This is a genomic window from Polynucleobacter sp. MWH-Jannik1A5, assembly GCF_018881795.1.
Lineage (GTDB): Bacteria > Pseudomonadota > Gammaproteobacteria > Burkholderiales > Burkholderiaceae > Polynucleobacter.
Genome location: NZ_JACVPQ010000001.1, coordinates 1,158,984 through 1,171,570 on the forward strand (window position 1 = coordinate 1,158,984; position 12,587 = coordinate 1,171,570).

Here is a 12,587-nt window from a genome sequence, read left to right on the forward strand (position 1 = left end):
TGATTGAAGGTTATGGAGACGCTTTATGAGCTCCATTTGTTTTGTTGTTGCCACTCCATTTACAGTTAATGGATTCCTATTGGATCATTTGCGAGAGCTATCCAAAGAACATGAAGTAACACTTTGCATGAACTTGAGTCTTTATGAGTGCTCTCCCGCTTTAGCAACATATAACATTCGAATAATTGATGTTCCTTTAGAGCGCAAGATCTCTTTATTTGCTGATATAAAAGCTTTTTGGATTCTTTATTGCGTTTTCATCAAAAATCGATTCGATGCTATTCATAGTGTTACGCCTAAGGCGGGTTTATTGGCGATGACCGCAGCTCTTGTCTCTGGTACGCCAAATCGTTTCCATACCTTTACTGGTCAAGTTTGGGCAAATTACCAAGGACTGCGTAGGAACTTCTTTAAAAAAATTGATCGCCTGATTGTTTTGGCTAGTAGTAAGACCTTTGCAGATAGCCCCTCTCAAATTAACTATTTAGTAGATCAAAAAATAGCCAAGAAAAATGGAATTTCTATACTGGGCTCTGGTTCAATATCTGGCGTGAACTTGAAGAGATTTAAAAGTGACTCTCAGATACGAGATCATTTGCGCAGTGAGTATGGCGCCAATGAAAAGACTTGTGTTTACTTATTTGTCGGCCGTTTATGCAAAGATAAGGGCATCTTTGATTTACTCCAGGCATTTAAAGAAATTAATCATGACTCAGGTGAAACAGCGTTATGGATAGTAGGACCAGATGAGGAGGGGGTCCAAGCGCAACTCAGTAACAGTTCTGATTTATGTGGCTCTAATATTATTTGGATGGGCTCCACTTTCGCTCCTGAGCGCTATATGGCAGCCGCCGACGTATTAGTTTTACCAAGTTACCGCGAGGGTTTTGGTTCTGTCATTATTGAGGCTGCTGCATGTGGATTGCCTGCTATTGCTTATCGAATTCCTGGCGTAATAGATGCAGTAATTGATCAACAGACTGGGTTACTTTGTTCTGTTGGCAGTGTGGACGAATTATTTAAAGCGATGTTATTTATGCTTTCTGATAAATCTGCCCGAATTCGTTTGGGGGATCAGGCCCAAATTTATGCACAGGAAAAATTTTCTAGCATTCTTGTCACCCAGGCTTGGTTAGATTTCTATCGAAAAGTAAAAACAAGAAAGCAATTACATCATCAGTTGCTCAAACGGGTTATTGACTTGGCCCTTTCGGTAATTTCAATAATTATTTTCGCCATACCAATTTTCTTAGTTGGACTTTGTGTTCTAGTCACTTCCGGTAGGCCTATTCTTTATTGGTCTAATCGTATTGGTGAAAATAATGAAACATTCCAGATGCCAAAATTTCGTACGATGAGAACGAACACTCCTGCATTGGCAACCCATTTACTGCATGACCCTAGTTCACACCTTACTGTTTTAGGTGGGTTTCTGCGGAAAACGAGCTTGGATGAATTGCCGCAATTGTGGTGTATCTTGGTGGGTAAGATGAGTTTTGTAGGGCCTAGACCTGCATTATTTAATCAGACCGATTTAATTGAGATGCGTTCAGCATTGGGTATAGATCTGCTTAAGCCTGGCCTTACTGGGTGGGCGCAAGTGAATGGCAGAGATGAGCTCGGTTTATCGGAAAAAGTGGGCTATGACCAAGAGTACCTCAATAGACAGTCAACGCCATTTGATATTTATATAATGTGGTTAACCTTTTTAAAAGTCATTCGGCGGGATGGGGTATCCCATTAAACAATTTAGCCAAGGCACCCTATAGTGTTTAATCAATTCATCATGCCAATCTTGGGTATGCCAAGGCCACTAAAGAGAATTATTGTTTTTGGTGTAGATGCATTTTTATGCATTTTTACAATTTGGCTTGCTTACTATTTGCGCATGGGCTATTGGGTTTCATTGCGTGGCGAGCCTATGGTTGCTGTTTTATCTTCGCTTGCCTTAGCCTTACCCATCTTTGCTGTCAGCGGGCTGTACCGAGTAATTTTTCGTCATTCTGGCTGGCCAACTTTATTAGCAGCTTTAAAGGCTGTGGCTTTGTATGGTTTTTTCTATGCGATTTTTATCGCTGCCATGGGTTTTCAGGGGGTGCCGCGAACTCTCGGATTAATCCAACCCATCTTGCTAATGATTGCCATTGGCATTTCGAGGGTAGTTGCAAGTCATTGGCTAGGTGATTCTTATCGCCAGCAATTACGGATTGGCTCCTTACCCCGCGTATTAATCTATGGAGCTGGATCAGCTGGAAGAGAATTATCTGCCGCATTAAGAAATAGCAGACAAATGAGAGTTGTCGGATTCTTGGATGATGATCCAAGTTTACAAGGTCGGGTTCTAAATAATATTCCTATCTATAACCCAAATGACTTACCCAATTTAGTAACAACATTGGCCATCAGCGATGTATTGCTGGCTTTACCATCGCTTGGTAGAAAAAATAGAAATCAAATTTTAAAGCGCATCTCACAATCCAGGGTTTCTGTTCAAACCTTGCCCAGTATTACTGAATTAGCTTCGGGTAAGGTAAAGACGGCCGATCTGCGTGACTTAGACATTGAGGACTTATTGGGTAGGGAGCCTGTTGCCCCGGATATGAATTTGTTGGCAAAGAATATTGAAAACAAAGTAGTTTTGGTAACGGGTGCCGGAGGATCGATTGGTAGTGAGTTGTGTCGTCAAGCATTGAAATGCCACCCCACAACCCTAGTATTGGTTGAGCAGAATGAGTTTGCCCTGTACGCCATACAGCAGGACCTTCAAAAACAATTGGAAAGTCAGCCAGGCTTGGCTACTCAGGTTATTTCTATTTTGGCATCAGTCAGAAATAGCGACTTAATTGAACAAATATTCACAACCTGGAAACCCCACATTGTCTTTCATGCTGCTGCATATAAGCATGTGCCATTGGTTGAGGAAAATATTTCAGAAGGAATTGAGAACAATGTTTTTGGAACATTAGTTTGCGCCAAGCTTGCTGAGAAATTAGGTGTGCCTTATTTTGTTTTAATTAGTACAGACAAGGCGGTTCGACCAACGAATGTCATGGGGGCAACAAAGCGTATAGCAGAAATGATTTTGCAGGCAATAAACTTTGATGGTGAAAATAATCAGCAAAGCACCCGAACAATTTTCTCCATGGTTCGCTTTGGCAATGTATTGGACTCATCTGGCTCTGTTGTGCCGTTATTCAGACAGCAAATACGTGATGGTGGTCCAATCACGTTGACACATCCTGAGGTAACCCGCTATTTCATGACTATCCCTGAAGCGGCTCAACTTGTTTTGCAAGCTAGTGCAATGGCTAGCGGTGGTGATGTTTTTGTGCTCGATATGGGAGAGTCGGTAAAAATTATTGATTTAGCAAGGCATATGATTGAATTATCTGGTTTGGAAATCCTTGATGAAGATAATCCTGCAGGGGATATAGAAATTGCTATCACTGGTTTGCGCCCTGGAGAGAAACTCTATGAAGAGTTGCTCATAGGGGATAACCCAGTTGCAACTACACACCCCCGAATATTGAAGGCCCATGAAGAGTTTTCATCCTTGGCTGAGCTTGAGGAGCAGTTGAGGGAATTAAAACTTGCTATCGGCCAAGACGCAGATCAAGTTAAGGCAGTATTACGCTCCCTGGTAAGGGGCTATCAGCCAGATGTCAAGAAATAAAACTAGAGATAGTTTTAAGATGATGTTTTAGATGATGAATTAACTTGTTTGAAGTGAAGTCTACGTCAAATATATTGCAATATAAAAAACTGGCCCGAGTTTTATAAAAATTGGATAGTTATATCATCAATATACAATACAAACACCTTTTTACTTCAAAAGCTATACAACAATATTGAATTCTCTTATAGATACGCTAAGGAGATTTTCTCCTCAAATTCTGACGCTGATTTTTTTAGGCTATGCTCCATTTTTTGGGGAATCATTTCGCCTTTACTTCAAAAATCCTTCAGGTTTCATTCTGCTTGCCGTTCTACTAACTCTGGTGTACTGGAGGCAATTTAAGACTTTTATTCTTGAAAAAAATACTACGCAATTTTGGTGGTTATTAATTACGCTTTACTGTGTTCTGAATACATTGCCGCATTTGGGTGAGTATTCTTTGTATGATGTTTATCTCGATCTGGGGGCATTTTTTGTCATGCTATTTGGACTCTTCTTTGGCAAGAAAATCGCTTCCAAAGTAAGTCTGATGCAGTTGGTAGCAATAATCACCCTCATTCTCATGTTGTTCTCTGGCAAGATCTTATGGATGTGGTTATATAAGATCCAGGCATTAAATGATGGCCTTGGATTTTTTATTGGAACTGCCACATACGGAACAATTCCAAAAATTATTCTCCGTGGTCAAAATCCATTTCTAATTAGTGCGTTGATGCTGATAGTCGGCGTTCTTCTATTACGAAAAAATACTTCTTCAGTGACTGTCAGATTAACCCTTGCTCTTTTATTGGCAATGGTGATGATTGTAATTGGAGGTGTGCGCTCTATTTATTTTGCAATAATACCTTGCTGTATTTTTCTTGGCTGCTTTCTTTCAAAAGCAAGCCTTAAAAAATATTCTTTCGTGGGGATTTTATTGGGCATATTTTTTATCAGCCTTTATTTATTCATTGGCCGCGATGCCCTTTCCCCAAACCCAACAGACTCTTTGAGGGCTTTCCCAGGAATGGATATCTTGGCGAATAATGGTTGGTGGTTCCTTAATGGTGGGATAGTCGATAAGATGGCGAGTGGCCAGATACCATTATTAAACTCAATGTCAGTGGCGTTAAAAATGGCTGAATATCTAGATGTCATTCGTTGCGTTAATGACCATTGGTTAACTGGTCTTGGAATGGGGGCCCTGTGTTTTAGCCCTGCTACGCAAAATCCAGGAAATTACGTGCACTCCCAACCCTTTGCGCTCTATTTGAAAGGCGGCTGGATACTGGTCGTTCTTTTTTATGGTTTTATTGCATGCACGCTTTTTAGGGCTACTCAGTATTTCAAATATCACCCTCAAGAAATTAGTGCAAAAATTGGTTTAGCGGTTGTAATAGCACTCTGTACGCTCGATATACTAACCAATCAGTTTCAAACCCTGTCAGGGAGTTTTTATTTAGGGTTCTGGATTGGTTATAGCTCTCTAGATTTAAAAGAATATTCTGGCGTAGCTGCAGAAAAATAAGTTATGATTAATATAATTGCCACGTAGCTGCTACGTCTAAAATATAGAGTCTATGAGCGAAAACGTGCATCCCGACCAGTCTGAAATCTCCCTGCTCGACGTCCTGCATTTTATCAAGGACGCCTACAAAACCATCTTGACTCTTGGCGTGGCTGGATTAGCCATGGCTGCGTCATACCTAGCGGTGACCCCCAGGCAGTACGAGGCCGTTGCCCAAGTCGCCATGGCGCAAATTGGCACCGCTAACAACAATAACAACAACAACCTAACCCCCCTGGGGATTAACATCGAGGAGCCATCCCTGCTGATCGCCCGGCTCTCCCAGCCCACGAGCTTCCCCGCGCAAGTTGTAGGTGCCTGTGGTGTCAAAGAGGGTGCCAATGCAGCCGCAACGCTATCCAAATCCATTAAATTAGTGCCACCCAAGGGGATTGCCAACGTCGTGGAGCTCAAGACCTTTGGCAAATCCCCAGAAGCAGCATTGATATGCGCGCAGGCGATCTTTGGGCTGATTAAAACCACCCAAGCGCAACTATTGGCCCCCTTCGTCGAGGAGGCTAAGCTCAAGTTGGCCGACGATATTGAGCGCCTGGCCAAGGCCAAGGACCTAGTCGCCAAGACGGACAAGTCTGGCTCCGCCATAGGGGCGGCCTACCTGTCGACCAGGGACGAGATCCGCTTCCTACTCGACGAAATTACCGCCCTCAAGAATGTGGTCACCAGCAACCAGAGCAGAGCTACCCGGTTAATTGCTCCGATCTATGCCAGCGACACCCCCATCGCACCCAAAAAGCGGGTGGCACTAGCAGCAGGATTATTTGGCGGACTCTTTTTGGGGTTAATGCTGGCTTTGGCTCGGCAACTATCGATTAAGCTCAAAGCAGGTATGCAAGAGCAAAAGCAGGGGGTCCAGTGAAGATCGATCCAGCGCGAATAAGACTGCGGGATCGGGCATTAGCGGGCGCATAACTTTATTTATAGATCCCAGATAATTTTTTTAAAGCTTTATATAAATGCTAATTAAGAAACCTAAGTGCTTTATCTTAGATGTCGATGGTGTGATGACTACCGGTCATTTTCTCTATACCTCTGAAGGCAAAGTCATGAAGATCTTTGGCCCAGATGATAACGATGGCCTCTCCCTTTTAAAAAACGATCTTGAAATTCGCTTTGTTACAGGGGACAAAAAGGGATTTGCTATTTCTCACAAGAGAATTGTCGAGGATATGAAATTTCCTTTAGAGCTCGTTAGCACTATTCGTCGGGTTGATTGGATTAAAGAGCGCTACTCCCTTGAAGACGTGATTTATATGGGCGATGGAATATTTGACCACTATGTCATGCGTGAAGTCGGTTATGCGATCTCTCCCGCTAATGGAGATAAGTTGGCTAAGGAGCATGCTGATTTCGTAACTGAAAGATCCGGCGGGGATAGGGCTGTAGCAGAAGCTTGTTTGCACATTATGGAGAAATTTTTCACTCCATTTAATCCCCAGGCCTTACCAGATTCTCAAATTAAACTCTCTGGAGAGTGGACCGTATGATGCATCAAAGACTCAATACTTTTTTAGATAAGAAGCGATGTACTTTATTGGGTGTGGGCCCGATGAGTTTAAATTGTGTAGACGCTGCAATAGAGCTTGCCAATGACTATGAAGCGCCCCTACTACTCATTGCTAGTCGCCGTCAAATTGACTCTGAAGAGTTTGGTGGTGGTTATGTCAATAACTGGACCACTCAAGAATTTGCAAAGTATGTGATTGATAATGACCAAAAAGGTAAGATCTTATTGGCGCGCGATCATGGTGGCCCATGGCAAAGTATTAAAGAGGTAGGTGAAAATTTAAGTTTTCGCAGAGCGATGGATTCAGCTAAATTATCCTATTTACGGGACTTAGAAGCTGGTTTTCAGGTGCTGCATATTGATCCTAGCGTCGATATTCATAGCTCTCCGAACGTAGATGAAATTTTGGATCGAGTGTTCGACCTATATGACTATTGCTGGACCCATGCTCAGCGCTTAGGCCGCGAAGTGATTTTTGAAGTGGGCACCGAAGAGCAAAGCGGTAGCACGAACACTCAAGAAGAACTGGACTATACGCTGAATGAGTTACTCAAGTTTTGCAAAAAAAATAATATCCCTCAACCTTCATTTGTAGTCATACAAACAGGGACACGGGTGATGGAAACTCGAAATGTGGGCTCATTCGATACGCCACTGAGAGTTGCCAACGAATTACCCGCAGAAATCCAGGTTCCAAAGATGATTGAAATTTGCAATCGTTATGGAATTATGATGAAAGAGCACAATACTGATTACTTATCAGATGAAGCCTTGCAGTGGCACCCTAGGCTGGGAATTCATGCTGCCAATGTGGCTCCTGAATTTGGTGTAGCTGAGACATTGGCCTTGCTCGATGTTTTGGAAAAAAATAATCTCCAGGGTTTGGCGGATGACTTCTTAAAGCTTTCGTACGATTCTAGGAAATGGGAAAAGTGGATGTTAGATGAAACTACAGCGACCGACCGAGATCGTTCCATTATTTCTGGGCATTATGTATTTTCTAAGCCGGGATGTGATGAGCTCAAAGCAAAAGCAAGAAAAGATCTAGCTAAAAAACAGATCGATCTTGATTTGTTTTTAAAAAATGAAGTGAAGAAAAGTATTTTCCGATACATGAAAAATTTCAGAATGGCGGGGGTTTAAATTGGCACGCGTTGCGACAATTATTCTCAATAGAAACCTCCCCGAGGTAACAGAACGTTTATACGACCACCTCAAAAATTTTGATGGTGATACAACTGATATTTTTATCGTTGAAGCAGGCTCTGATGCATCTAAATTGACTAAGCATAGTTCGTGGCACGCTAACTGGGATGAGGCTACTCAGCATGGGCTGCGCTATGGGCGAGGCATGAATTTTGGCTTAAGCCAGCTCTGGAAAGAAGATAAGTTTAAAAACTATGACGCATTCTTCTTGCTTACCAATGATACTGAGCTACAGCAATTAGCGACGGTAGCGCCCTTGATGAAAATCATGGATGAACACCCTAAGCTAGGCATCCTGTCCCCCTGCTCTGAGCGCTGGGGCGAGAAGCTGCTCTTAGAGAAAGAGCAAACCAAATACTTTTGGTTTATTCATAACAACTCCTTTTTATTGCGTAGAGAATTTATTGAATCTGTGTGCAATATCAATAAACCAGATTTTATGAATTTCTTATTTGACGGTGAAAATTTCAGGGGCTACTTAAGTGAGTCTGAATTGATTGCCAAGGCCTACGCAAATGATTGGGCTGCTGCCATTACTTCCGCAGTATGGGCTGGCGAGAATGAGTCATATTTAATCAACCAGGCAGATCTCATCAAGACTGAAGATTATCAAGAAAATCTTCGACTATATGTTTCCGAAGGGAAAGATTGGCTTCGTAACAAATATGGATTTAACAGTCGCTGGTCCATGCAGCAATATGTCAAATCTTTTTACGATAGGTTTTTTGAGTTCCATCCTGAATATAGTGCTCACAAAATTTAATATTTAAATGATTGAAGGATTGAAAAATGCAGGTTATTGAAAAGCCTTGGGGGCGCGAAGAGGTTGTTGAGATTAATGATAAATACATGGTTAAGAAATTAACTATGTGGGCTGGTCATCGCTGTAGTTTGCAATATCACAATCTTAAAAAAGAAACAATCTATGTACTCTCGGGTGTTTTGAAAATTTTTCAAGGACAAACTCAAGATGCGTTGATTGAAAAGCTTTACTATGCTGGCGACACCATCACCATTCCACCTGGACTGATTCACCGCATGGAAGGTGTTGAAGACAGTGTGTACTTAGAGGCATCGACTCCCGAGATGGATGACGTTGTTAGATTGGTGGATGATTATCAACGGGCTCAGTAATGAGTTACAAGGTATGCATCCCCACTGCGGGAACTGGCTCAAGATTGGGAGGGCTAACTCGTTATCTCAACAAATCATTAGTCGGTATAGCCAATCGCCCCACAATTTGCCATTTAATAGAGCAGTTTCCTGCAGATGCCAAGTTTGTTATTGCGCTAGGCCATAAAGGAAATCTTGTTCAAGAATTTTTGGGGCTTGCATATCCTGATCGTCATTTTGATTACGCACATGTAGATCCATTTGAGGGAGAGGGTTCGGGCTTGGGATTAAGTTTGCTTGCATGCAAACAGTATCTTCAGGAGCCCTTTATTTTTATTTCTTGCGATACCTTGGTGGCTGAGTTTATTCCTCCTCCGTATAAGAATTGGATGGGCTATGCCGAGGTGCAAGATCTTGATCCCTACAGAACTTTAGAAGTTGCATATGATCAGGTTATTGAGATCTGCGAAAAAGGGGTAGGTAAGTTTCCGGGCTGCAAGCCTTATATTGGACTAGCGGGAATCGCTGATCATGAGGCATTTTGGATGGCAATGGAGTCTGGTGGCCCTAAAGCAATTCAAACTGGAGAGGCACATGGTCTGCGTGCATTATTGTCAAAAGGTATTGAGGCTAAATCTTTTACATGGCATGACACTGGAAATATTGATGCCTTAAATCGAACTAGAGAATTTTATCGTGAGCCTGACGGGCCTAATATTCTAGAGAAGGCGAATGAGGCTATTTGGTTTTCAGGTGACCATGCGATTAAATTTTCCGACGATAAAAAATTTATTTCCAATAGAGTGGAACGCGTAAAAGAATTGGAGGGTTTTGTACCCAGCATCACTGGAAGTGGTCTGAATATGTACCGCTATGCCAAGGTAGACGGTAGAGTTTTTTCTGATGTAGTTAACTTGCCTTTGTTTGAAAAGTTACTGGAGCATTCAAGCGAGTTTTGGAGATTGAAAGATCTCAATGAGAAAGACCAGCTTTCTTTTAAAAAAACATGTATGCGTTTTTATAGGGATAAAACTTATGAGCGCGTTGAATTGTTTTACAAGAATTTCTCTCGGCAAGATGGCGTGGAGGTTATTAATGGTCTAGACATGCCTTTGCTAAAAGATTTATTGGATGCCGTAGATTGGGAATGGTTGTCAGATGGCTTAGCAGGTAGATTCCATGGAGACTTTCACTTTGAAAATATTCTTTGGACATCCGCAAATCAGAAATTTACTTTTTTGGATTGGCGGCAAGATTTTGGTGGAGATATCTCGGTAGGCGATATTTATTATGATTTTTCGAAGTTACTGCACGGTTTAATTATTAGTCATGAGCTTATTGCTAAAAATTTTTATCGCGTTGATTGGAGTCGAGCTGAAATTAACTATGGTTTCTTAAGAAAACAAGTGCTCGTGGAATGTGAGAGTTATTTTTATCATTGGCTTGAAGGTAATGGATACGATACTAAAAAAGTCCGGGTTATGACGGCTTTGATTTATCTGAACATAGCGGCTTTACATCACAAGCCCTATAGCCTGCTTCTATTTGTGCTGGGTAAATCAATGCTAAAAAAGGAATTGGAGTTTTAAATGAAATTAATTGAACGGACCCATGATGTAGTTACAGGCTCTTCAGATTTAGATGACTTGCATACGCTACATAATTTTCCTGTTTTTATGGGAGCAGTTGATTTTGATCGGAGAAATGATTTATGTGCAGATATGTCTTGGTCTATCGCACGTGAATCTGGCGTGATCCAGCTAAAAAAACTTTTGCCTCTAAATGTCTTATACCAAGCTCAAACAACAACAAGCGCAATTGGGCCAACATGGATGAAGCACCATAAAGCGTTCGCCAAATTTATCTGCGAACGTTCACCGGCATCCATTTTAGAGATTGGTGGTGCCCATGGGATTCTGTCAAGGGAATACGAAAGTTACGGGACAATACCATGGACAATATTAGAGCCAAATCCATCCCCTGTAGTTGGTTGTAAGGCAGAATTTATCAAGGGTTACTTTGATGAGAGCTTTGTTTTCTATAGGGGGCATGACACTGTTGTCCACTCACATGTTTTTGAGCATATGTACGAGCCAGATGTTTTCATGGCAAATCTCGGCCGATTTATTGAGGAAGGCCAGAAGATGATCTTTTCAGTGCCAAATTTACTGGAATGGCTGAAGAGAAAATATACGAACTGTATAAATTTTGAGCATTCTATATTTCTTACAGATGTGTATATTGAGTATTTGCTTGCAAAGCATGGGTTTAAAGTGCTGGCGAAAGTAGATTTTATGGATGGCCATAGTATTTTCTACGAAACAATTAAGGACCGTGAAGTTCGCCCCTTCGATCTCCCGGACGACCTTTATGATAAGAATAAGTCTATTTATGAGGAGTTCGTAAAATTCTACGAAGACCTTATTTGGGATTTAAATATAGCTTTGAAAAATACAGAGGGTGATGTTTATTTGTTTGGAGCCCACATATTTACCCAGTATTTACTTGCATACGGCCTGGATCAAAAAAACATAATCGGAATTCTTGATAACGATCCTGAGAAATGCAATAAAAGACTGTATGGCACAAATTTAAAGATATACGGACCTGAAGAGCTAAAAGGAAAAGACAGTGCTGTTGTAATTCTCAGGGCCGGTATTTATAACGAAGAAATAAAAAATCAAATAATTAATGAGATTAATAAAAATATCATATTCCTATAATAATTTAATATAAAAATTATGGGATTAACTAGATCATCAATCGGATATTTGGCTATTAGCATAATTAATGCTGGATTTTCTTTGGTGATGATTCCCATAATGACTCGATTACTCAGTCCCGAGGATTATGGCTTTATTACACTTTTTTTTGCATACTATGCGTCAATAGGTGCATTAATATCTATTTCTGCATTAACTGCTTATGCAAGATCTTACTACAGTATTGCAGAAGATAGGGCAGTTTACCTATCAACTTGTTTATTTTTGGTTGCTGTTACATCCTTGCTATTTTCTCTAATGAGCTTAAGTTATATTGGAGACATAGTAAGTGAATTAATTGGACTGTCAACTTTTTGGCAGTTCATAGCGTGTTTATTGGTAGTTATTGATGAGTCTTTTGCTGCAAAGCTTCTTGTTAATCGAATGCAGAATAAAATACTTAGCTTTGGAATATTTGACATTTCGAGGAATGTTGCAAGATTAATATTTATTTTATTATTTACAGCATATTTTAATCTCGGTGCAGCCGGAGCGATTTATGGAATTATAATTAACACATTTATTTTTTCAATAATTTCAATAATTACATTATTAAAATCAAAAGATTTAGTATTGAAAATAAAAACCCAGAGAATAAATGAAATTCTAAGTTTTGGAATTCCATTGACGCCTCATGCGATGGGTGGTGCAATATCATCTGCGGTTGATAAATTTTTAATTGCTGGTCTATTGTCTAATTACGAGCTTGGACTGTATGCTGTGGGTTTTTCTATAGGCTCTATTGTTAAAATATTGGAG

General features: G+C 40.8%; 11 protein-coding genes. All 11 read left to right on the plus strand.

What is annotated here, in order from left to right; genetic code table 11:
* Positions 1–25 precede the first annotated feature (25 nt).
* Positions 26–1,744: a sugar transferase gene (locus ICN23_RS10095; RefSeq protein ID WP_370624757.1), complete on the plus strand. Its 1,719-nt coding sequence runs from the start codon at positions 26–28 to the stop codon at positions 1,742–1,744.
* 24 nt (positions 1,745–1,768) lie between these two features.
* Complete coding sequence (locus ICN23_RS05925) at positions 1,769–3,673, plus strand: polysaccharide biosynthesis protein (RefSeq protein ID WP_370624758.1); 1,905 nt, start codon at positions 1,769–1,771, stop codon at positions 3,671–3,673.
* A 175-nt stretch (positions 3,674–3,848) separates the two neighbouring features.
* Positions 3,849–5,183, plus strand: a complete 1,335-nt coding sequence (locus tag ICN23_RS05930) for a hypothetical protein (protein WP_216231308.1) — start codon at positions 3,849–3,851, stop codon at positions 5,181–5,183.
* Positions 5,184–5,235: 52 nt separating this feature from the next.
* Complete coding sequence (locus tag ICN23_RS05935; protein ID WP_216231309.1) at positions 5,236–6,099, plus strand: Wzz/FepE/Etk N-terminal domain-containing protein; 864 nt, start codon at positions 5,236–5,238, stop codon at positions 6,097–6,099.
* A gap of 97 nt (positions 6,100–6,196) precedes the next feature.
* Positions 6,197–6,727, plus strand: a complete 531-nt coding sequence (locus ICN23_RS05940) for an HAD hydrolase family protein (RefSeq protein WP_216231310.1) — start codon at positions 6,197–6,199, stop codon at positions 6,725–6,727.
* Positions 6,724–7,890, plus strand: a complete 1,167-nt coding sequence (locus ICN23_RS05945) for a class II D-tagatose-bisphosphate aldolase non-catalytic subunit (protein ID WP_216231311.1) — start codon at positions 6,724–6,726, stop codon at positions 7,888–7,890. The genes ICN23_RS05940 and ICN23_RS05945 overlap by 4 nt, the downstream gene beginning before the upstream one ends.
* Before the next feature lies 1 nt (position 7,891).
* Positions 7,892–8,716 (plus strand): hypothetical protein, encoded by an 825-nt coding sequence (locus ICN23_RS05950; protein WP_216231312.1) that lies wholly within the window; start codon positions 7,892–7,894, stop codon positions 8,714–8,716.
* A gap of 26 nt (positions 8,717–8,742) precedes the next feature.
* Positions 8,743–9,087, plus strand: a complete 345-nt coding sequence (locus ICN23_RS05955; RefSeq protein WP_216231313.1) for a cupin domain-containing protein — start codon at positions 8,743–8,745, stop codon at positions 9,085–9,087.
* A 44-nt stretch (positions 9,088–9,131) separates the two neighbouring features.
* A complete protein-coding gene (locus ICN23_RS05960; RefSeq protein WP_216231314.1) occupies positions 9,132–10,655 on the plus strand; it encodes an aminoglycoside phosphotransferase family protein in 1,524 nt (507 codons plus the stop codon).
* A complete protein-coding gene (locus tag ICN23_RS05965) occupies positions 10,656–11,789 on the plus strand; it encodes a methyltransferase domain-containing protein (RefSeq protein ID WP_216231315.1) in 1,134 nt (377 codons plus the stop codon). It abuts the gene before it with no gap.
* Positions 11,790–11,807: 18 nt separating this feature from the next.
* On the plus strand, positions 11,808–12,587 hold a 780-nt coding region (locus ICN23_RS05970; protein WP_216231316.1), incomplete at its 3' end, for a lipopolysaccharide biosynthesis protein.

Excerpts from the sequence above, each read along its gene's own strand:
- ICN23_RS10095 (WP_370624757.1), top strand. The coding sequence starts at position 26 with ATGAGCTCCATTTGTTTTGTTGTTGCCACTCCATTTACAGTTAATGGA.
- ICN23_RS05935 (WP_216231309.1), top strand. The coding sequence starts at position 5,236 with ATGAGCGAAAACGTGCATCCCGACCAGTCTGAAATCTCCCTGCTCGAC.
- ICN23_RS05940 (WP_216231310.1), top strand. The coding sequence starts at position 6,197 with ATGCTAATTAAGAAACCTAAGTGCTTTATCTTAGATGTCGATGGTGTG.
- ICN23_RS05945 (WP_216231311.1), top strand. The coding sequence starts at position 6,724 with ATGATGCATCAAAGACTCAATACTTTTTTAGATAAGAAGCGATGTACT.
- ICN23_RS05955 (WP_216231313.1), top strand. The coding sequence starts at position 8,743 with ATGCAGGTTATTGAAAAGCCTTGGGGGCGCGAAGAGGTTGTTGAGATT.
- ICN23_RS05965 (WP_216231315.1), top strand. The coding sequence starts at position 10,656 with ATGAAATTAATTGAACGGACCCATGATGTAGTTACAGGCTCTTCAGAT.